The organism is Rhodopseudomonas rhenobacensis (assembly GCF_014203125.1).
Taxonomy (GTDB): domain Bacteria; phylum Pseudomonadota; class Alphaproteobacteria; order Rhizobiales; family Xanthobacteraceae; genus Rhodopseudomonas_A; species Rhodopseudomonas_A rhenobacensis.
Genome location: NZ_JACHIH010000003.1, coordinates 37,294 through 57,131, shown reverse-complemented (window position 1 = coordinate 57,131; position 19,838 = coordinate 37,294). Strand labels below are relative to the sequence as shown.

At 66.2% G+C, this 19,838-nt stretch carries 16 protein-coding genes; 6 read left to right on the top strand and 10 right to left on the bottom strand.

The window, feature by feature from the left end:
* Nucleotides 1-387 precede the first annotated feature (387 nt).
* The 6 genes from HNR60_RS03850 to nifH all read right to left on the bottom strand — a co-directional run bounded on the left by HNR60_RS03850 (nucleotide 388) and on the right by nifH (nucleotide 6,022).
* The gene (locus tag HNR60_RS03850) at nucleotides 388-945 is read right to left on the bottom strand and encodes a gamma-glutamylcyclotransferase family protein (RefSeq protein ID WP_184254484.1); all 558 of its coding nucleotides are present in this window, start codon (nucleotides 943-945) and stop codon (nucleotides 388-390) included.
* A gap of 32 nt (nucleotides 946-977) precedes the next feature.
* Nucleotides 978-1,718, bottom strand: a complete 741-nt coding sequence (gene anfO, locus HNR60_RS03845) for a Fe-only nitrogenase accessory protein AnfO (protein ID WP_184254482.1) — start codon at nucleotides 1,716-1,718, stop codon at nucleotides 978-980.
* 4 nt (nucleotides 1,719-1,722) lie between these two features.
* Nucleotides 1,723-3,111 (bottom strand): Fe-only nitrogenase subunit beta, encoded by a 1,389-nt coding sequence (gene anfK / locus HNR60_RS03840; protein WP_184254480.1) that lies wholly within the window; start codon nucleotides 3,109-3,111, stop codon nucleotides 1,723-1,725.
* 10 nt (nucleotides 3,112-3,121) lie between these two features.
* Complete coding sequence (anfG, locus tag HNR60_RS03835; RefSeq protein ID WP_184254478.1) at nucleotides 3,122-3,547, bottom strand: Fe-only nitrogenase subunit delta; 426 nt, start codon at nucleotides 3,545-3,547, stop codon at nucleotides 3,122-3,124.
* Nucleotides 3,548-3,557: 10 nt separating this feature from the next.
* The gene (gene anfD / locus HNR60_RS03830; protein WP_184254476.1) at nucleotides 3,558-5,132 is read right to left on the bottom strand and encodes a nitrogenase iron-iron protein, alpha chain; all 1,575 of its coding nucleotides are present in this window, start codon (nucleotides 5,130-5,132) and stop codon (nucleotides 3,558-3,560) included.
* A 62-nt stretch (nucleotides 5,133-5,194) separates the two neighbouring features.
* Nucleotides 5,195-6,022 carry a nitrogenase iron protein gene (gene nifH, locus HNR60_RS03825; RefSeq protein ID WP_011475083.1) on the bottom strand — a complete coding sequence of 276 codons (828 nt, stop codon included), beginning with the start codon at nucleotides 6,020-6,022 and terminating at the stop codon, nucleotides 5,195-5,197.
* A 465-nt stretch (nucleotides 6,023-6,487) separates the two neighbouring features.
* Here nifH and HNR60_RS03820 point away from each other — a divergent pair, with 465 nt between their 5' ends.
* Nucleotides 6,488-7,426 (top strand): efflux RND transporter periplasmic adaptor subunit, encoded by a 939-nt coding sequence (locus HNR60_RS03820; RefSeq protein WP_184254474.1) that lies wholly within the window; start codon nucleotides 6,488-6,490, stop codon nucleotides 7,424-7,426.
* 6 nt (nucleotides 7,427-7,432) lie between these two features.
* Here HNR60_RS03820 and HNR60_RS03815 read toward each other — a convergent pair whose 3' ends face one another.
* On the bottom strand, nucleotides 7,433-8,296 hold the full coding sequence (locus tag HNR60_RS03815) for a caspase family protein (protein ID WP_184254472.1): 864 nt from the start codon (nucleotides 8,294-8,296) through the stop codon (nucleotides 7,433-7,435).
* A 365-nt stretch (nucleotides 8,297-8,661) separates the two neighbouring features.
* Between HNR60_RS03815 and HNR60_RS03810 the strand changes: the two genes are divergently transcribed.
* The 3 genes from HNR60_RS03810 to HNR60_RS03800 all read left to right on the top strand — a co-directional run bounded on the left by HNR60_RS03810 (nucleotide 8,662) and on the right by HNR60_RS03800 (nucleotide 12,727).
* Entirely contained in the window at nucleotides 8,662-10,398 is a 1,737-nt protein-coding gene (locus HNR60_RS03810) for a hypothetical protein (protein ID WP_184254470.1), read from the top strand.
* 366 nt (nucleotides 10,399-10,764) lie between these two features.
* Nucleotides 10,765-11,493: a thermonuclease family protein gene (locus HNR60_RS03805; RefSeq protein WP_184254468.1), complete on the top strand. Its 729-nt coding sequence runs from the start codon at nucleotides 10,765-10,767 to the stop codon at nucleotides 11,491-11,493.
* 52 nt (nucleotides 11,494-11,545) lie between these two features.
* Complete coding sequence (locus HNR60_RS03800) at nucleotides 11,546-12,727, top strand: pyridoxal-phosphate-dependent aminotransferase family protein (protein ID WP_184254467.1); 1,182 nt, start codon at nucleotides 11,546-11,548, stop codon at nucleotides 12,725-12,727.
* A gap of 239 nt (nucleotides 12,728-12,966) precedes the next feature.
* Here the strand turns inward: HNR60_RS03800 and htpX are convergent, their stop codons facing one another.
* The gene (gene htpX, locus HNR60_RS03795) at nucleotides 12,967-13,905 is read right to left on the bottom strand and encodes a zinc metalloprotease HtpX (RefSeq protein WP_184254465.1); all 939 of its coding nucleotides are present in this window, start codon (nucleotides 13,903-13,905) and stop codon (nucleotides 12,967-12,969) included.
* 244 nt (nucleotides 13,906-14,149) lie between these two features.
* On the opposite strand from htpX, the gene HNR60_RS03790 reads away from it, so the two are divergent.
* Complete coding sequence (locus tag HNR60_RS03790) at nucleotides 14,150-15,523, top strand: cytochrome P450 (RefSeq protein ID WP_184254463.1); 1,374 nt, start codon at nucleotides 14,150-14,152, stop codon at nucleotides 15,521-15,523.
* Here HNR60_RS03790 and HNR60_RS03785 read toward each other — a convergent pair.
* Both HNR60_RS03785 and HNR60_RS03780 read right to left on the bottom strand, forming a co-directional pair.
* Nucleotides 15,495-16,544, bottom strand: a complete 1,050-nt coding sequence (locus tag HNR60_RS03785) for an adenylate/guanylate cyclase domain-containing protein (RefSeq protein WP_184254453.1) — start codon at nucleotides 16,542-16,544, stop codon at nucleotides 15,495-15,497. The genes HNR60_RS03790 and HNR60_RS03785 overlap by 29 nt on opposite strands.
* A gap of 43 nt (nucleotides 16,545-16,587) precedes the next feature.
* Nucleotides 16,588-17,430 carry an SDR family NAD(P)-dependent oxidoreductase gene (locus tag HNR60_RS03780; RefSeq protein ID WP_184254451.1) on the bottom strand — a complete coding sequence of 281 codons (843 nt, stop codon included), beginning with the start codon at nucleotides 17,428-17,430 and terminating at the stop codon, nucleotides 16,588-16,590.
* 170 nt (nucleotides 17,431-17,600) lie between these two features.
* Between HNR60_RS03780 and HNR60_RS03775 the strand changes: the two genes are divergently transcribed.
* Nucleotides 17,601-19,430 carry a putative bifunctional diguanylate cyclase/phosphodiesterase gene (locus HNR60_RS03775; RefSeq protein WP_246432802.1) on the top strand — a complete coding sequence of 610 codons (1,830 nt, stop codon included), beginning with the start codon at nucleotides 17,601-17,603 and terminating at the stop codon, nucleotides 19,428-19,430.
* The last annotated feature ends 408 nt before the right edge of the window (nucleotides 19,431-19,838 follow it).

The following is a 19,838-nucleotide window of genomic DNA, read 5'->3' as shown; positions in this document are numbered from 1 at the left end:
CTCGTACAAGCGTATCCTCGGCAGAGGCGAAGTCCGCTGGCAGGCGGGAATTCCTGCCGAACTACGCGCCCTGAGGCGTATCCTGAGAGTGCTGCAACCGAGTTAATTTGGCCACCCGTAGATTTACGAGAGCCACGGCGAGCGCGCGTACTACGCGTCAGCGCGCCCAGCCGCTGCGAACCCGCGGTGAACGCGGGTCGGCGGCTCGGCGAGGCCGCAGCGCGGTCATTCAACTAAGATTTGGCGCGGATCGGCTGAAAACCGCTCAGCATTGACGGGCGCCGGGAAATCGGCCCCGCTTCCCCCGGGAAGCCGGGCAGCTATGCCGTGGGCAAATGCGGCCCTGCAATTCCGCGCTGCTACTTTGGTCGGGGGTCTGGACCACGATCAGCTGCAGCTGCCGCAGGCTGCGCCGACGCTGATCGCCCGCTGGCGCGGGTCGTTGATCGGCATGCCGTCTGCGGACGGCACCGTGGGTATGGCACTCAGTTGCGCCACGTAATCCGCCGGCAGGCCCTGGGCCAGCGCGCCGGCGACGATGTGCGCCAGATAGGCGTCGGTCGGCGGCTCCTGAATGCCGAGCATCGCCCTCTTATATAAGAGTGTCCAATGGCTCACTCCGTTGACGTCGATCACCTCGGCCGGCCAATGGAAATACGGCCCGTTGCCGTCGAGCCGAACGTCGAGCCAGGAGTCCAACCGCTCGCCGTCATAAAAGGAAAGCCGGTAGACCACGCCCCAGAGCTCTTCGCCGGGAGCTTCGACCAAGGTCTCCTCGCCGCCGCCCCAGCAGCCGGATCGGCCGTAGAAGCCGAGACGATATCCCGGCAGCCGCGCCACCGCGACCGGCTTCGGCGTGTAGCAGCGCTGCGCGAGCTGCGCCGGGTTCATGTCCGAGCCGTACATGAAGTACAGATGATGAGACTTTTCGCCAAATGCCAGCATGTCGTCAGCCCTTCGTGATCGCCGCGGCCGGTCTATCCCCGCCGGCCGATGCTGATGGTGAATTCGCGCCGGCCCTGGACCAGCGGCTCGGCGACCGCGGCCAACTGCAGCCGATCCAGCTCCTGCGCCAGCCAGCGCGGCTGGTGATCACAGACGATGTCGAGCCTGTCGAAGCCGCCGGCGTTGAGGAACGGAATCAGCAGTTGCCGCGAGTTCAGTTCGGGATGGCTGTTCAAGACGGCGGTGAGGTGAAGCCGGAAGTGGCCGTCGCCGACCTTGACGGGCGCGGTCTCGATTACCACCGCGGCCGTATCGACCGCCGCTGCGCTCGGACAGACGCCGCAGGCTTCTTTCGCCGCCGCAGCAGCGGCCCTGGCTGCTGCGGCCTCGCGCTCCGCCACTTCGTCGAGCTTGGCCAGCACCGGGCCCTCGCCTTCCCAATTGTGGAAGCCCATGTCCTCGAGCAGCACGTTGTGGATGCCACGCAATCGCTGGCCGATGAAGACGCCGCAATGCGCGAGACCGCCGATCGCGCCCTTGAGTTGGCTCTTGAGGTGCGCGAGGCCGTGGTCGCGCTCGAGCGCCAGCGAGGTTTCGCTGACGCAGCTCCATCGTCCGTCAGCCCGCTCATAGAGCCGGACGAAGCCCGGCTCGAAAAAGCTGATCAGTTCGCCCGCGGCGTCGACGAAGGCTGCGATCCGCAGCCGGCCATCCGGCGCCGGGGCGCGGCGGAGCGCGGAGGCTCCGCCGCAGGATGAAGAACAACCACCCATGACATCACCACACGTTCAACAGCCACTCTTTATTCTTCTTGTGCTCCATGTCGGTGAACAGCGCATTGGCCATCTGCTCGGCGAGCCAGGTGGCGCCGCCGTAACCGACCACGGGGTTGCGGTAGATGCCGGCCCGGTCGTAGGTCGGGAAACCCACCCGCACCATCGGGATGTTGTAGTCGATCGAGATGAAGCGGCCCTTGGAGTGGCCGAGGATCAGATCGAGTTCGAGGCCTTCGTTCTTGATCCGGTTCTCCAACTCCCAGAAGTCGGCGTTGGTGATGATCTCCATCGGATAATCGACGTTGTCCTGCAGCGCCTTGATGCGGGGATCGTTGACGTAGCCGGCGTTGTCGTCGCCGAGCAGCAAGAGCTGCGGCCTCATCTCGAGGTCGAGGCAGTATTCCGCGAGGCCGATCACGAGGTCGGCGGCGCCGTAGATCGCCACCTTCTTGTCGGCGAGGAACATGTGCGCGACGTCAGAGATGGCGTCGAGCGCGATGCCGCGTTCCTTGACCAGGCTCGCCGGGATCGGCTTGCCGGTCACCTGCGACAGTTTCTTCACCAGCGCGTCGGTGTTGCGGATGCCGATCGGCGTCGGCCCGATGGTCGAGGGGATCTTGAACTTCTTCTCAAGATACTGCGCCGCCTTGCCGCCCTCGTAGCGGTTCAGCGCGAAGGTGTGCATCGCCGAGCCGGTGGCCTCGAGGTCGGCGATCGTGGTGTTGCCGTGCGAGACGGCGGTGCCGTCGGGCATCAGCGGGCTGTCGAAGCTCTCGATCTCGAACAGCACGTTGGCTTCGACGCCGAGTTCGGAGACCAGATGCTTGAGCTCCTTGACGTCGCCGGGATTCACCCAGCCGGTCAGCAGGTTGATCTTCTCCGACGGCTCGCCCTTCTTGGCGAACTTCTTGACGAAGTCGCGCACCGCGACGTCATAGCCCGACACCATGGAGCCGACGAAGCTCGGCGAGTGGATGGCCAGCAGATGCACCTCGCGGCCGGCGTATTTCTCGGCGAGCAGGCCCTCTTCCAGCTTGGTGATCAGGCCGTCGACGTCGTCGCCGATCACTTCGGTCGAGCAGGTGGTGATGATCGGTACCACTTTCACATGCGGGTAGCGCATCAGCAGCACGTCCACCGCGGTCTCGACGCGGTCGAGCGCACCGAACACCGCGCCGTCCTCGTGCACCGACGACGACGCGATCTCGAAGCTCTCCTTGAGATGCTGCGAGATCAAGAGGCGGACGAACATCACGCAGCCCTGGCCGCCGTGCACGATGCCGATGCAATCCTTGACGCCGATCGAGGCGAACTGCGCGCCGGCCGGCTGGCAGGTGAAGATCGGGTTGATGGTGCCGACGCGGTCCTTGACTTTGACTTGGCAATTCATGGCAATCTCCTCAGTAGTTCTGGACCGTCAGCTCTTCGTTGAGCGAGCCATCGATGGTGAGCCAGTCGATGCGGGCGTGCAGCTTGTCGATCAGGGGTCGGATCTCGTCCTTGCCCATCTCGGCGAGCCAGCCGCAGCGCTCGGTGAAGTTGCGGGCCAGCAGCACCGCGTCGACCCAGTAGCACTTGTCGAGCGGGGTCGGATTCTCCACCTCCTCGCCTACCAGGAGCTGCGCGGTCTTGCCGAGGACGCCGGCGTTTTGCTTGCGGCGGTCCCAGCCGCGGGAGTTGAACTGCCACAGGCAGTTCTTCATGATGTAGTTCTCCAACTCCGAGACCTTGGCGCGGGTCTCGGCGTCGACGTCGGCGAGCGGGTCGTGGTCGTAGAGCTTGACGTAGTTGGCGCGCGCCACGTCTTTCTTGCTGTTCTTGGCCATGGGATTCCCCTTACTCGGCGGCTTCGGCGGCGCTGCGACGCGGGTACACCGGATAGTCGGCGTCGGTCTTGGCGCGGATGGCGGCGATCGGATCGAACTTGCCGGAATAGCCGGTGATCGGCGACGCCTTGGCTTCGTCGGACAGATTGGCATCCGACAGCATCCGGCGGGTGACGAAACCCTTGTCGGTCGCGTAGTCGTCCTTGGAGATGTCGATCGCCGACAGCTGATGCATCGGCGAATACACCGCGTTGTAGATATCGCGGGCAAAGCGTACCCAGCCCTCGAAACCCTTGTAGGGGCCGTTGTGATAGGCGTGGGCGTTGAGATAGGGCACGCGCATCTTCTTGGCGACTTCGCCGGGGCGCTTGCCGGTGAAGATCACGTCGGGCTTCAAATTGCGCAACGCTTCCTGGTTTTCGAGTTCGTTGGGATCGTCGATCGCCAGCGCGCCTTCGCCGCAGCGCGAGACGCCCTTCTCCATGTCGCCCTGATGGCCGAACTTGGTGTAGACCGAGACCACCTTGACGCCCATCTCTTCCTGGATGGCATGCGCCCAGTGCCACAGCTTGGAGCCGCCCGGCCACAGGCAGACCTTCTTGCCCTGCAGGCGTTCCTTATACCAGGCGAGTTCGGGGCCCCACTTCGCGGTTTCCTCGGCGATGATCGCCTCGGCGCGGTCCTCGATGCCGAAGAACAGCCCGATCTTGCGCAAGCTGTCGCCGAGCGCCTTGTGGCCGAAGCCGTCGATGTCGAGCCGCGGAATGCCGTAGCGCACCCGCAATTCGTCGCAGATGTATTCGGCCGACCGGGCGCATTCCAGCACGTTGAGGTGGGCGCCGTGCATGGTGCGCAGATCGTCATAGGAGCCGTTGCCGGTGAAGGTCGATAGCACCTGGATGCCCATCCGCTTGAAGAAATCGACCATGATTTCCTGGTCGCCCTGGATGTTGTATTCGCCGACATAGTTGATGACGTAGTCGCCGGTGATCTTCGGCTCGATGGTGCCGACCTTCTGGTTGATCCAGGCGATGTTGATCTTGTGATGGCCGCCGGATTGGCTCGGGCCGGCGAAGCCCGGCGAGTTGCAGACGAAGATGTCGACGTCGGGCAACTCTTCCTTGACTTCGGCGGCGATCGCGTCGACGTCGTCGCCGATCAGCGCGGTGGCGCAGGTCTGGTAGATCGTCATCCGCTTGATCTCGGGGAACGCCTTGAACGCCTCGAGGATGTTCTGCTTCAACAGCTTCTCGGCGCCGAATACGATGTGCTTTTCCTTCACGTCGGAAGCGAAGGTGTATTTCAGCTGATAGTCATTGTTGTCGCTGATATAGCGTTTGGTCTGCCAGGTGTCGTAGGTGCAGCCGACCGGGCCGTGACTGAGATGGATCACGTCCTTCATCGGCGTGCCGATCACGTGCTTGGCGCCGCAATAGGCGCAGCCGCGCTCGGAGATCGAGCCGGGGATGGTGTTGAGATATCCCTTCGGCAGGCAGGACGTCAGATCCTCCCCCGGTCCCTTGACGACCGCGTGCTGCTTGCGCTCGGGGATGCATTTGCTGACTTCGAACTCATGATAGGGCATGGGCCTCGCTCCATGAAAGGGTTGGGGGACCGCGCGCCGGGGCGACCGGCGCGCGTGGGGGCTCAGTCCATCAGGCCGTATTTCACGACCATGGCTTCGAGTTCGTCCATCGCCATCGGCTTCGGGATCACGAAATCGGTGTTCTCGATGATCTTGCGGCCGAGCTCCTTGTATTCGTGCGCCTGGTTAGCGTCGGGCTGGAATTCGGTGACCGTCTTCTTGTTAAACTCAGCCTTCTGCACGATGTTGTCGCGCGGCACGAAATGGATCATCTTGCTGCCGATCGCCTTGGTGAATTCGGCCAAAAATTCCTTTTCGCCGTCGACGTTGCGGCTGTTGCAGATGATGCCGCCGAGCCGGACGCCGCTCTGCTTGGCGTATTTGGTGAGACCCTTGCAGATGTTGTTGGCGGCGTAGATCGCCATCATCTCGCCGGAGGCGACGATGTAGACTTCCTGCGCCTTGCCGTCGCGGATCGGCATCGCGAAGCCGCCGCACACCACGTCGCCGAGCACGTCGAAGAACACGAAATCGAGGTCTTCGGTGTAGGCTTCGTTCTCTTCCATCAGGTCGATGGCGGTGATGACGCCGCGGCCGGCGCAGCCGACGCCGGGCTCCGGACCGCCGGACTCGACGCAGCGGATATCCTTGAAGCCGGTCTTCACCACCTTATCGAGCGTCACCTTCTCGGCGCCCTCGACCCGCAGCGTATCCATCACGGTCGCCTGCGGCAGACCGCCGAGAATCAGACGGGTGGAATCGGCCTTGGGGTCGCAGCCGTGAATGAAGACGTGCTTGTCGTGGAAATGCGCCAGCGCCGCCGCGGTGTTCTGGGTGGTGGTCGACTTGCCGATGCCGCCCTTGCCGTAGATCGCAATCTTGCGTGTCACTTTGAAAACCCTCCGGGTTGATCGATGGATAGTTGTCGCTCGCCTCACAGCGCGATGCGGGCTCGGGCGAACGCTACGAGCTCAGCATTGGTATTGCAGAGGTCGTGCCAGCCGCCCGCGGCCGACGAACATTCGGAAAATCAGCGGATTTGTTGGGGTTCGCGCGCGGGCGGACGCGGCGTTTCGACCGCGATGTCATTTTCGGAAGCGATTTTTCACGTCCTGGTACGAAGTGGATCGACGCGGGAAAACGCGCCGGACGGTTCCGCAAGAAATGTGATGGATATATTCATCTCAATATAACGAGCTGGCACGGCCGCTTCGGGGGCGCGACTTGTGCTCCGCGCGAAACCGATCAGGGGCATCCGCGCGGCGCGGCCGCATCGTCACGGCGCCCTTGGCGCGCCGCCGTGGCTTCATTAGAGTCGCGCCATGCCGGACCCCGGCGCCTGGAACCCTCCGACGATGATACGTTCAGACCCCGACCAGGCTTTGCGCCCGCTGCCCGCTGCGGCCCGCGCGGCGCCGCGGCGGCGCTATGCCGGTCTGATGGTGGCGAGCGCTGCGATGGCCGCTCTGCTGGTGCCGCCTGCCCTCGCCGCCGAGCAACCGGAGGCCAAAGGCGCCACCGTCACGGTGGCGAATGCGAGCAAGGCCTGCTTCTCGGCCGTCGTCGAAGTGTTCGGTCTGCTGATGCCGCGCGAAGAGGTCGCGGTGCGGCCGGATCGCCCGGGATTGAAGGTCGCCGACGTTCTGGTCGATCCCGGCGAGACCGTGACCGCGGGACAGCCGCTGGCAAGGCTCACCCTGCCGGAGGGCGGCACCGCGCTGGTGCAGGCGCCGATCGCCGGCATCGTCAGCGCGTCGTCGGCGGTGATCGGCGCGGTGGCCTCGGCCAAAGGCGAGGCGCTGTTCAGCATCATCGCCCGCAACGCGTTCGATCTGGTCGGCCAGGTGCCGGTGCGTCATCTGCCGCAGCTCGCGGTCGATCAGACCGCCACGGTCAAGATCGTCGGCGCCGACGAGATGACCGGCAAGGTCCGCCGGGTGTCGGCGACGGTCGAGCCCAATAGTCAGCTCGGCCAGGTGTTCGTCACCGTCAATGCGACGAAGCGACTGCTGGCGAATTCCTCCGGACGGGCGATGATCAAGACCGGCGAAAGCTGCGGCGTATCTGTGCCGCTGACCGCGGTGCTGTACGGCGACGCCGGCACGGTGGTGCAGGTGGTGCGGCGGCAGCAGATCGAAACCCGGCGGGTCGAGACCGGGTTGATGTCAGGCGGGCAGATCGAGATTCGCGACGGGCTCGCCGAGGGCGACGTCGTGGTGGCGCGGGCCGGCGCGCTGCTGCGCGAAGGCGATCCGGTCCGGCCGGTGACCGCGACGGACGCGAAGGCGAAGTAGCTGCGGTTATTCGCCGGGCTTTTCGGCAGACGCCTCGACGCGGCCGAACGCGACATCGCCGTGCAACGACGACGACAGCACCGGCACCTGCGCGCCCGCGGAGGCGTGCGCCACTGCGCTCTTGGCCTTGCTGAAGGCGGCCTCGGCGCTGCCGGGCTGCGCCAGCGCGCTCAGCAGTTCGGCCATCAGCACGCTGTTCGGCGCGGCGGAATCGTCGGCGACCTTGCCGGGGCTGGCCGCCGACAGCACCAGCGCGTTGTCCGGCGCCTCGATCGGCGCCAGGCCGTGCGAGAAGCCGCGGAACCGGCGCTCATAGGGATTGCGGCGCGACGCATCGATCACCGCGAGCTGGGCGTCGGCGCCCTGCGCTTTCAGCGTCGCCAGCACCGCCTCGATGCTGACGCCGCTGCGGCGGACATCGGCTTCCTTCCAGATCGCGGCGTCGACCGGGATCATGTAGCTCTCGCGGCCGGCCTGAATGCCGTAACCGCCGAAATACAACATCACCACGGCCTCCGGCGCGATCCGCGCCGTCAGCCGCGCCACCGCGCGATCGATGTCGTCGCGGGTGGCGTCTTCCACCACGTCAACGACGAAGCCGTCACGGCGCAGCGCGGCGCTGAGAGCGCGGGCATCGTTGATCGGCTGCGCCAGCGGCGCACCGGCGTCGGGATAATGGCCGTTGCCGATCAGGAGCGCGAGCCGCGAGGCCTTGCCTTGCACTTCGCTCGGCTGCGCCGCGATCGGCGCCGCGTCGAGCGGACGCTTGATCAGCGCGGCATGCGCGCCGATGCCCAGCGACACCAGGCCGACCAAGGCGGCGGCGGTGGTGATCGACCGGCGGGAGATCTGAAATAATCCGAATGTCATTCAGTCATTCCTTGGCGCACGAAAGTATGTCGCGGAATTTCGTCAAAGGTTGCTTGGAATAACCAACGCAGTGCCGGGCGATGACGCCTATTTTGCGGCGCCGCAGCATGAAAACTCTTAGTGCGACGATGCTTTCCAGCCAGTTGGAACCCGCGCGTCACCACGCCGGGGACTTTAACCTCGGGATATTACGGTTATTCTTCAAGCGCTTGCGGCAATACGTGGGTTGACTGGAACCCGGAGCGCGCGGCGCCGGCATCGACCTTGGCGGAATTGTAATCCCGCCGGCTTCGTGCGATTTCTCAAGCACTTGCAGGCTTTGCCATCTCGCGAGGCGGCAAATAATACCGCTTGGAAAGTTCGCCATGGATGTTCGCTATATGGCCGGCGCCTTTTATCGGGCGCTGACCGCCGCCAAGGACGGTCCGTCGCTGTACGACATTTGCGACCCGGTGTTCTTGCGGCAAAGCTGTGGCAACTCGCATCTGGCGACATTTTACAGAACCGCGCTCAACAATCCCGCGCTCCGCCTAGTGCTGCGCCGCTCCGGGCTGCCGGAATTGCGCGATCCGATCCGGGTCCGCGCGCTACGCGACGCGCTGAGCGCGGCCTGCGACGACGACGCGCCGGACTGGGCGGCGATCGGCCAGCCGGTCGCCGATCTCGTCGACACCATCGAGCTCTCTCACCCGAAGCCGAAGCGCGTCGTGCCGCCGCCGCACCTGCCGCGGCCGGCCGATATCGACGCAGCGATCCGCGCCTGCGGCACTCATCTGTTGGGCTCGTTCGACCGCAACGGATTCATTCCGACCTATGCGGCGTTCAACCTGATCGGCGATCCGGATTGCGGCGGCCGCGAACTCTTGATGGCGCTGACCGGACTGAACGCGCGCGGCTACAAGAACTCGACGCTGATGTTCAACCTGGCCCGGGTGTTCATCGCGCGCTCCGCGACGGGCCGGCTGATCAACCCGCCGTGGATCGGCATTGCCGAGCCGATGTGGCAGCCGGTGCAGATCCGGCATCGCACGGCCTATTACGACGCGTTCTTCACCGAAGCGCTGCTCGCCTTCATCGACACCGACCTCGCCACCGGCGCGGAGAGCGCCGCTTCGCGCGATGCGATCGACCAGATGGTGGCGTTCTGCCTGAAGACCAGCCGCGAGACCGTGCGCGGCCCGGACGGCGGCACGGTCGACGTCGTCACCGCGCTGGCGCCGCTGCCGCATCCGCGGTTCAGCCGGTTCTTCTGGCAGATCAAGCAGCGGCTCGGCTTCGACGTCTATGTGCCCGACTGCGACACCACGGCCTGCTCGCTGTCGGCCGCGACCCAGGCCGGCTGCAATGACCCGATGCTGCAGCAGCCGCTGATCGACTTCTACGCCGGGCTGCAGGTCCGCGACGGCGGCAATGCGCCGAGCGTCACCGTGCCGCTCAACGACAGCATCGATTACGACGGCGGCATCGTCACCTGGATCGACAGCCTCGCCGGCGAGCGGCCGTTCGGCAACGACCTCGATCCCACGCTCAATCTCGACGTGCTCGAACTCAGCTTCCGCAATGCCGCGCGCTGGCAGGTGATCGAAACGCCGAAGCGGCTGGAAACGTTGCGGCGGATCATCGGCTTCCATCGCCGGCTGATCGAGAGCGGCCAGTTCGCCGATCCGAAATCGCACATCTACTATCTGCCGGAATTGTACTGCGCCTATTTCGGCCGCTGCACCGCCGCGCTGCGGGCGCTGCCGGAAGCCGTGCAACGCGCCATCGATCCCGACGACGCCTTCGCGGCGATGCGCGAAAAGGTGCTGGGTTATGTGCAGGACGAGCTGATCACCCGCGAGATCAATCCGTTCGACGCCGCCTTGGCGCTGATCGCGCTCGGCCATCTCGGCGCCGAACCGGACAGCTTCAAGGCGCCGCTCAATTGCATCCTCGACGCGCTCGGCGAGGGCTGGCGCGGCGCGCCGTTCAAGGCCTATGAGTGGAATAAGATGAAGACCCCGACGCGGATCCTGGTCGGCGGCCCGGAAGTCACCTCGGCCTTCGTGCTGATGGGGCTTGCGCTGGCACGCCGCGCGCTGGCGCCGCGGCCCGCGGCTTAGCGCTTCCGGTTGGCGCCGAAGCCTCCGACCGAAATGCAGTCGTCATTCCGGGGCGCGAGCACTTGCGAGCGAACCCGGAATCTCGCTGCGGATGCATGCGCCGGCCTGTTGCAAGATTCCGGGTTCGCTCGAGCTGTCGCTCTCGTGCCCCGGAATGACAGTGTAGGACTCTTGAAAGCGCACACTCCAACTGGAAGAGTATTGAGTGATGACTTGTCTCGCGAATTTGACTTCGCTCCGGCAGGGAATGCTGGCGTTGCGGCCCAACTCCGACCACAATCAAAGGTCGTGGTGACGCGCGCGTCGAGACGCTCGCGCCAAGACGCCCGCATCGCGACGCCCGCGTTGGAATGGCCGGTGGTAATCATGCTGAGACGATTTTGCTTTGCGATAGTGGCCGCGCTGCTGCTGCCGGCACTGGCCGAGGCCGCCGATGTCAGCGGCGTGCCGAAGATCCGCGACGGCGACCAGATCACGATCGCCAATACCCGCATCCGGCTCGGCGGCATCGACGCCCCCTCGCTGGATCAGCTCTGCCTCAACCCCAAGGGCGAACGCTGGACCTGCGGCGTCGCCGCGCATGACGAACTGGTCCGCCATGTCGGCACCAAGTCGTGGAACTGCCACGTCCAGCGCACCGATCGGTTCGGCCGCTCGGTCGGGCGCTGCGAGGTCGAGGGCGAGGACATCCAGAAATGGCTGGTGCAGAGCGGCTGGGCGCTGGCCCATGCGAAGATCTCGCACGACTACGACGCCGACGAGAAGGTGGCGCGCGACGCCAAGGCCGGGCTGTGGGCCGGCGCCTTCATCGCGCCGTGGGATTGGCGGGTGCGCAACAAGGCGACGACCATTCTCGGCGCCGTGAAGCCGCCGCCGACCGCCAACGCCATCCTGCTGGCCTCGGCGTCGGGCCCGGTGGCGCCGTCGCCGGACTGCACCATCAAGGGCAACGTCAACCGCTCCGGGCATTGCATCTATCACCGCCCGGAAAGCCGCTGGTACGCCAAGATCCAGATGCACGTCAGCAAAGGCACCCGCTGGTTCTGCTCGGTCGAGGAAGCCGAAGCCGCGGGATGTCGGGAGACGCGGCGGTAAGCCGCTCCTATCGCGGCCGCAAGTCACCACCGCTCTACGCAAGGACAACACCATGAGCGTTCGCGCCGGACGGGAATTTTTGGCGATTCCCGGCCCCACCACGATGCCCGATGCGGTGCTGCAGGCGATGCATCGCCCGGCGCTCGACATCTATTCCGACGCTATGGTCGAACTCACCGACGGCCTGCTGCGCGATCTCGGCCGGCTGTTTGCGACCCAAGGCCATTGCTACATCTACATCGCCAACGGCCATGGCGCCTGGGAGGCGGTGCTCAGCAACGTGCTGTCGCGCGGCGACAAGATCCTGGTGCTGGAAAGCGGCCGCTTTGCGCTCGGCTGGGGCATCGTCGCCTCCGGCCTCGGCATCGAGGTGGAAATCCTCAAGGGCGACTGGCGCCGCGCGGTGCGCCCGGCCGAACTGGAAGCCAGGCTGCGGCAGGACACCACGCATCAGATCAAGGCGATCGTGGTGGTGCAGATCGACACCGCCTCCGGCGTGGTCAACGACATTCCTGCGCTCAGCGCCGCGATCAAGGCCGCCGGCCATCCGGCGCTGCTGATGGTCGACGCGGTGGCCTCGCTCGGCTGTATGCCGTTCCAGATGGACGAATGGGGCGTCGACGTCGCGATGGCGAGTTCGCAGAAGGGGCTGATGACGCCGCCCGGGCTGTCGTTCGTCGCCGCCGGGCCGCGCGCGAGAGAGATGCATCAGCGCGCCGGATTGCGTGCGCCCTATTGGGACTGGACGCTGCGCGAAGGCCCCGAGCACTACATGAAATATGCCGGCACCGCGCCGGTGCATCTGTTGTTCGCGCTGCGCCAGGCGATCGACATGCTGTTCGAGGAGACGCTGGAGGGGTCGTTCCTGCGGCATCGGCTGCTCGGCGAGGCGGTGCGCCGCGCGGTCGCCGGCTGGGCGATGGGCGGCGCGCTCAGTCTGAATATCACCGCGCCGGCCGAGCGCTCCGACACCGTCACCACGGTGCTGGTCGACGGCGCCGATCCGTTGGCGCTGGGGCGCTATTGCAAGGAGAAATGCGGCGTGGTGCTGGGGCTCGGCATCGGCGAGCTTTCAGGCCGTGCGTTCCGCATCGCCCATATGGGCCACGTCAACGCGCCGATGGTGCTCGGCACGCTCGGCGTGGTCGAGATGGGACTGCGCGCGCTCAACATCCCGCACGGCCACGGCACCGAAGCCGCGATCGATTATCTGGGGGATAGCGTGGGGGCGTAGAGTCGGATTGCGACGCCAGCGCCAGACCTGACAGTCATTCCGGGGCGCGAGAGCGTTAGCTCGAGCGAACCCGGAATCTCGCAACGCGCGATCCCTCCCCCAGCGGCAAGATTCCGGGTTCGCTCGTTCTTCGAACTCGCGCCCCGGAATGACGGCCTTGTATTTGGCAAGCGCATCGCCTGTGCGACGATACGCTTGGTCGCCAAACTATCCCACGGCCCGCGGGCGGAGGTTCGGCGTTAACCCCACGGCCCCCGGCTACGCGGCGCGCCGCTCCACGGGCCGCGCGGCGCGGCGGCTGCGGCGCGGGCCGGACCGCGCGTGGTGACGCCGAGCGTGGCGGCGAGCTGCGTCAAGGCGGCGATGCGGTTTTCGGTCGAGGGATGGGTGGCGAACAGGTTGTCCATGCCCTGGCCGGTCAACGGGTTGATGATGAACATATGCGCGGTGGCGGGCGCCCGCTCGGCCTCAACGTTCGGCACCTGATGCGCGGCGTTGTCGATCTTGGCCAGCGCCGAGGCCAGCCAGCGCGGCTCGCCGCAGATCCGCGCGCCGAGATCGTCGGCGGCGTATTCGCGGCTGCGGCTGATCGCCATCTGCACCAGCATCGCGGCCAACGGTGCCACGATCATCATCACGATCGAGCCGATGATGCCGAGCCCACCATTGTTGTTGTCGCGGTTGCCGCCGAAGAACATGCCGAACTGCGCCAGCATCGAGATCGCGCCGGCGATCGTCGCCGTCACCGTCATCAGCAGCGTGTCGTGGTTCTTCACATGCGCCAGCTCATGCGCGATCACGCCGGCGAGTTCTTCGCGGCTGAGTGACTGCATCAGGCCGGTGGTCACCGCGACCGCGGCGTTCTCCGGATTGCGACCGGTGGCGAACGCATTGGGCTGCGGATTGTCCATGATGAACACCCGCGGCATCGGCAGTTGCGCGTTGCTGGCGAGGTCGGCGACCAGCCGCACCAGGTCCGGCGCGCTGTGCGCATCGACCTGCTGGGCGCCGTACATCGACAGCACCATCTTGTCCGAGTTCCAGTAGGCGAAGATGTTGGTGGCCGCGGCGACCACGAGCGCGATCGCGGCGCCCGAGGCACCGCCGATCAGGTAGCCGACGCCCATGAACAGCGCGGTCAGCCCGGCCAGCAGAATTGCGGTCTTGAAGTAGCTCATCGTCCTCTCCTGCAGCGCGCGTTGACTTACCCTCGCGCGGCTCACCAGAAGTGGTGATCGCGCGGGCGGCGCTCAAGATGCCGCGCTGCGGCAGCGCGTCGCGGTAGCGGGCGGCAGCTGCGACTGCCAATCACTGAAACCTTGCAAAAGCCGCGGGAACGCGAGACGCTTCCGCCAAGCGCGGCAGCCGCGGCTTGACCGCAGAGACGGCCGCGCGCGACCCAGGAAACACCGAGGATCCGCCATGTCGCTGCAGATGGCCGACGGCCGCGCATCGCTGGCGCCGCCGAAGCGCGGCGCGCTCAATCACATTCCCGGCGACGAGGGCTGGCCGATCATCGGCCGCACGCTGCAGGTGCTGGCCGACCCCAAGGGCGAGGTCGAGCGGATGGCCGAGACCTATGGCCTCGCCTATCGCAGCCGGGTGCTCGGCGAAACCAGCATCACGCTGCTCGGCCCCGAGGCCAACGAGCTGGTGCTGTTCGACCAGGCCAAGAATTTTTCCTCCACCCATGGCTGGGAGCCGATCCTCGGCCTGTTGTTTCCGCGCGGGCTGATGCTGCTGGATTTCGACGAGCACCGGCTGCACCGCCGCGCGCTGTCGGTGGCGTTCAAGGCCGGGCCGATGCAGTCCTATCTGGCGGCGCTGGATTCCGGCATCGCCGCGCGGGTGGCGCAGTGGCGCAGCGAGCCCGGCGAGATGCTGTTCTATCCGGCGATGAAGCAATTGACGCTCGACCTCGCCGCGACCTCGTTTCTCGGCGCCGAGATCGGGCCGGAGGTCGACGCCATCACCCGCGCCTTTGTCGACATGGTGGCGGCCTCGGTGGCGCCGATCCGCAAGCCGTGGCCGGGCACCGCCATGGCGCGCGGCGTGCGCGGCCGGCGGCGCATTGTGGCGTATTTCTCCGAGCAGATCCCGATCCGCCGCGCCAAGGGCGGCGACGACCTGTTCTCGCAGCTGTGCCAGGCGACGCATGAGGACGGCGCGCTGTTGTCGCCGCAGGACATCATCGACCATATGAGCTTTCTGATGATGGCGGCGCACGACACCCTGACCTCGTCGCTGACGTCCTTCGTGGCGCTGCTCGCCGCGCATCCGGAGTGGCAGGACAAGCTGCGCGACGAGGTCGCCGCGCTCGACGTGCCGGCCGGCGAGACGTTGCCGTTCGACAGACTGGAGGCGATGCCGCTCGCCGAGATGGCGTTCAAGGAGGCGATGCGGCTGAAGCCGCCGGTGCCGTCGATCCCGCGCCGCGCAATGCGGGATTTTGCGTTCCGCGGCTACGCGATTCCCGCCGGCACGCTGGTCGCGGTCAATCCGCTGTTCTCGCATTACATGCCGCAGATCTGGCCCGACCCCGACCGCTTCGATCCCACGCGCTTCACCGACGAGGCGACGCGGCAGCGGCACAAATTCGCCTGGGTGCCGTTCGGCGGCGGCGCGCATATGTGCCTCGGGCTGCACTTCGCCTATATGCAGGCGAAGTGTTTTACCCGGCATTTCGTGCAGAACCTCGACGTGTCGCTTGAGCCCGGCTACGCCCCGGACTGGCAGATGTGGCCGATCCCGAAACCGAAGGACGGCCTCAAGGTGACGCTGACGCCGCGGCAGTAGCGAGTGCAGGCTCCGCCAGCCCCATCACGTCGATGCCGTCGGCGCGGCCGCGGATCGGCAGCCGGCCGAGATCGCACAACGGCACCGGCGGCGGCGCGCCGAACCGCAGCAACGCCGCGCGCGAGGCCAAGAAGCCGCCGGCGATGTCGCGGCTCGACTGCTCCAGCCGGGCGGCGATGTTCATCACGTCGCCGTTGAACACGATGGCGCGCTTGATGTCGCCGATCTCGCCGACCGTCACGGTGCCGAAATGCAGGCTGCCGCGGATCTGCGGCGCGGCGCCGAACTCGCGCGCGAACTGCGGCGCGGCGCCCGCCAGCGCCTCGCGCATCGCCAGAAAGCAGCGCAGCGGCCGGCAATCGACGGCGCCGCTGCGCTCCGGCCAGGTCACGATCACCTCGTCGCCGACATAGTGCAGCACCTCGCCGCGAAAGTCCGCGACCTGCAGCGTCAACAGCCGGAAGGTGCGGTCGAGAAAACGGTGGATGCCGACGCCGCCGAGCCGCTCGGCAAGCCCGGTCGAGCCGGCGATGTCGACGAACAGCACGAAGCGGTTTTCCTGCACCGGGCTGTGGTAACGGCCGGTGATGAAGTTGGACAAAGCGCGGGTGCCGATCAGGTTGGTGATCGCCAGCACCAGATTCATCGCGATCGAGAACAGCCCGGAATAGATCGTCGCACTCCAGAACGAGGCGCGGTCGTCGTCAACCGGGACACCGGCCAGCACCGCACCGATCTCGTAGTACTGGATCGGGATGATGATCGCCGCATAGATCGCGCTGCGCACCAGCACGCTGAGGGTGAACGGCAGCCGTCCCAGCTGCTCGCGCAACGCGCCGTTGGCGATGAACAGCTCGAACACCGCGATGGCGCTGCTGATCAACAGGCCGTAGACGATCCCGGCGCGCAGGTCGCCGGCCGTGGTGTGGCCGCGCGAGATCACGAACACCAGGCCGCCGAGCAGGCCGCCGGTGAGCATGATCGCAAGTATCCGCATCTTCAGTTCAAGCCGCGCGTTCATGGTTCGCTCGCTGCGCGCCGCGCGGAAGCGCGACCGTTCCTGACTACTCCGCCGCTTTGTCGAACGCCTGCTTCAGCGCCGCCAACCCCTGCTGCTGCGCGGTCCAATTGCGGCCGCCGGTGATGGCGCCGTCGATGACCAGATCATGGCCGTTGATGAAGCCGGATTCGTCGCTGGCGAGAAACACCGCCGCATAAGCGATGTCGTCGGGCAATCCGGCGCGCGGGATCGGCTGCGCGGTCTTGTACACTTCGCGCATCGTCGCCGCGGTCTGCTCCGCGGCTTCCACCGACAACCCCAGCGCCTTGCCGAAAATGCCGGTGGCGATCGCGCCCGGCGAAATGCTGTTGACCCGGACGCCGGCCTCGCCGAGCTCCATCGCGACGCATTTGGTGAGGTGGATCACCGCGGCCTTGGCGGCGCCATAGACCAGCGACGACGAGAAGCCGGCGAGCCTTCCGGCGATCGAGCCGTTGTTGATGATGCTGCCGCAGCCCTGCCGGCGCATCACCGGGGCTGCGTGCTTCATGCCGAGCATCACGCTGCGCAGCAGGGTCGCCATCGCGGCGTCGAATCGTGCCACTTCGAGGCCTTCGATGCCGCCGGTCTGCGCCGGGCCGCCGGCATTGTTGAACAGGCAATCCAGCCGGCCGAACTGCGTCACCGCCTCGTCGATCAGCGCCCGCATCTGGTCTTCCTCGGTGACGTCGGTCTGGCGGAAGCGGCAGGCCGCGCCGAGCCGTTCGGCCAGCGCCTGCCCCTCGGCGACGCGTCGCCCGGCGACCACCACCTTGGCGCCTTCGGCGACGAAAATCTCCGCGGTGCGCAGCCCGATGCCGCTGGTCGCGCCGGTGATTACCGCGACCTTGCCGTCCAGCCGTCCCATCTCTCACTCCCCATGATGTCCCGCGGTCTGCATCTGCGCCGCGCCGTTGAGACTCTGTTAATGACAATCCGCGCCGGCGCAACGTCAAATGCGGCCCCCGGGCCGATAGCCCGGCGTTTTGCATGACGACTTAACTAAAATTACAAGACAGCTTGCGATGCTGCCACATCATGTCAAGCGCAGTCTCCAGCATGGTGTTGACCGGCCCCGCCGATATCACCCGCGACATCGATCCGCCGCCTCGCGGCGGCGGCGACGCCGCGCAGGGCGCCGAACTGGCCGCGCTGCAGGACATCATCCGCGCGCTGCCCTCGGCCGTCACGGTGCAGGACGCGGCGGGCCGCTTCCTGCTCGCCAACGACGCCGCCGCGACGCAATTCGGCATTTCGGCAGCGCAGTTGCTGCAGCTTTCGCCGACCGACGCCTTGCCGACCGAGGCGCTGACCGAGCGCCGCGCGCTCGGCATCGCGCTGTTGGCGGAGGGCGAGGCCCGGGTCTGCGAAGAGCGCATCGTCGCCGAGCGCGGCGTGCGGATCTACAGCACCGCGCATCGGCCGCTCGAGATCGCCGGCGCGCGCCTGCTGCTGTCGAGTTCGGCCGACATTACCGCGCAGAAGGAGGTCGAGCAGGCATTGTTCGACCGCGCCTATTTCGACCAGCTCACCGGCCTGCCGATCCGCAGCGTGATCGAGGCCCGCGCCAATGCGCTGTTGCGGAACGATCCGGAGGCGCGTTTCGCGCTGGCGTTCCTCGACATCGACAATTTCAAGCACATCAACGACTATTACGGCCACGCCATCGGCGACACGCTGCTGATCGAAGTGGCGAAGCGGCTCGGCTTCGAGCTGCGCAGCTCCGATACGCTGTCGCGGATCAGCGGCGACGAATTCCTGATGCTGCTCAACCCGGTGCAGAGTGCCAGCGAAGTCACCGACTACATCGATTTCCTGCAGCAGCGGCTGCGCGCGCCGTTCTACATCGACGGCTCCGAAGTGTTCGCCTCGGCCTCGATCGGCATCAGCCTGTATCCCGAGCACGGCCGCAGCTTCGACACGCTGCAGCAGAACGCCGACGTCGCGATGTATCAGGTCAAGAACGCCACCAAGGGCGGCGCCGCGATGTTCGACGTCGCGATGGAGCGCGAGGCGCTGGCGCGGATGAAGGTCGAGCAGTCGCTGCGGGTGGCGATTCTCGACAAGCGGTTCTGCTGCGCGTTCCAACCCAAGGTCGATATCCGGACCCGGGAGATCAAGGGCATCGAGGCGCTGGTCCGGCTGCGCGACGACAACGGCGTGATCCAGGCGCCGGGCACCTTCGTGGACCTCGCCGTCGAACTCGGACTGATCGACGAGCTCACCCATCTGGTGCTGTCGGAGATCATGAAATCGATCGACCTGATCAACGACAATTTCGGCCCGGGCGTCAGCATCAGCATCAACGTCGCCGCCAAACAGGCCGGCAATCCGACATTCATGCGCGCGTTCAGCGAGGCGCTGGAGGCGACCGGCTGCGCCGAGCGCTTCATGGTCGAAGTCACCGAAGACGCCTTCGTGGCAAAATCGCATTTCCAATCCGAGATCCTGCCGATGCTGCGCCGGCTCGGCGTCGGCATCTCGATCGACGATTTCGGCATCGGCTATTCGTCGCTGTCGGCGCTGGCCGATATCACCGCCGACGAGATCAAGATCGACCGCTCCTTCATCACCGACATTCACAAGCGGCCGCGCAGCCAGGGCATCCTCAAGGCGATCGAATCCTTGAGCGAGGCGCTCGGCATGACGGTGATCGCCGAAGGCATCGAAACCTTCGAGGAACTCACCTATCTGCAGGCGGCGACCAGGATCCGCTACGCGCAGGGCTATTACTTCTCCAAGCCGATTTTTCTCGAGGAGTTGAAGCCGGCGCAGTCGCTCACCCCCGAGGCCCGCACCGCGCAGCCGGCGCGGCTGCCGCAGCAGGCGCGACCGAGCACCATCCGCAGCCGCGGGCAGCGCCGCTGAGCACGACTCGACGCGCCCGGCTTGTCGTTACGGCTCTGCCCGTCGGGTGGGTTGGCGCGCATGCAAAACGCCGTGCTACACGCAAAGCGCCGTCATCCTGAGGTGCGAAGCCGCGGAGCGGCGAGCCTCGAAGGATGCGGCTGCGCACGATGCGGCAAGCTCCGATCGCGCGGCTCATCCTTCGAGACGCCCGGCTTCGCTGCGCTCAGCCGGGCTCCTCAGGATGACGGCGGTGGGTGGAGGCGGTGACGAATCCGGATTCTGCACGATCTCTCACGATCTCACCTCAGGAGTATTCCGGAGGCCGGCAAATTGCTGATAACACTGAGTTATCTGCGCCGCCCGGCTTGATCTATCGCAATGTGATAGCAACCCGGCTGGGTCATGATACCGGCATCAATCAGCCAA

Excerpts from the sequence above, each read along its gene's own strand:
- HNR60_RS03800 (WP_184254467.1), top strand. The coding sequence starts at position 11,546 with ATGAGCGTTCGCGCCGGACGGGAATTTTTGGCGATTCCCGGCCCCACC.
- HNR60_RS03820 (WP_184254474.1), top strand. The coding sequence starts at position 6,488 with ATGATACGTTCAGACCCCGACCAGGCTTTGCGCCCGCTGCCCGCTGCG.
- anfD (WP_184254476.1), bottom strand. The coding sequence starts at position 5,132 with ATGCCCTATCATGAGTTCGAAGTCAGCAAATGCATCCCCGAGCGCAAG.
- HNR60_RS03815 (WP_184254472.1), bottom strand. The coding sequence starts at position 8,296 with ATGACATTCGGATTATTTCAGATCTCCCGCCGGTCGATCACCACCGCC.
- HNR60_RS03790 (WP_184254463.1), top strand. The coding sequence starts at position 14,150 with ATGTCGCTGCAGATGGCCGACGGCCGCGCATCGCTGGCGCCGCCGAAG.
- HNR60_RS03850 (WP_184254484.1), bottom strand. The coding sequence starts at position 945 with ATGCTGGCATTTGGCGAAAAGTCTCATCATCTGTACTTCATGTACGGC.
- HNR60_RS03780 (WP_184254451.1), bottom strand. The coding sequence starts at position 17,430 with ATGGGACGGCTGGACGGCAAGGTCGCGGTAATCACCGGCGCGACCAGC.
- HNR60_RS03810 (WP_184254470.1), top strand. The coding sequence starts at position 8,662 with ATGGATGTTCGCTATATGGCCGGCGCCTTTTATCGGGCGCTGACCGCC.
- HNR60_RS03805 (WP_184254468.1), top strand. The coding sequence starts at position 10,765 with ATGCTGAGACGATTTTGCTTTGCGATAGTGGCCGCGCTGCTGCTGCCG.
- anfG (WP_184254478.1), bottom strand. The coding sequence starts at position 3,547 with ATGGCCAAGAACAGCAAGAAAGACGTGGCGCGCGCCAACTACGTCAAG.
- HNR60_RS03785 (WP_184254453.1), bottom strand. The coding sequence starts at position 16,544 with ATGAACGCGCGGCTTGAACTGAAGATGCGGATACTTGCGATCATGCTC.
- anfO (WP_184254482.1), bottom strand. The coding sequence starts at position 1,718 with ATGGGTGGTTGTTCTTCATCCTGCGGCGGAGCCTCCGCGCTCCGCCGC.
- htpX (WP_184254465.1), bottom strand. The coding sequence starts at position 13,905 with ATGAGCTACTTCAAGACCGCAATTCTGCTGGCCGGGCTGACCGCGCTG.
- HNR60_RS03775 (WP_246432802.1), top strand. The coding sequence starts at position 17,601 with ATGTCAAGCGCAGTCTCCAGCATGGTGTTGACCGGCCCCGCCGATATC.
- anfK (WP_184254480.1), bottom strand. The coding sequence starts at position 3,111 with ATGAATTGCCAAGTCAAAGTCAAGGACCGCGTCGGCACCATCAACCCG.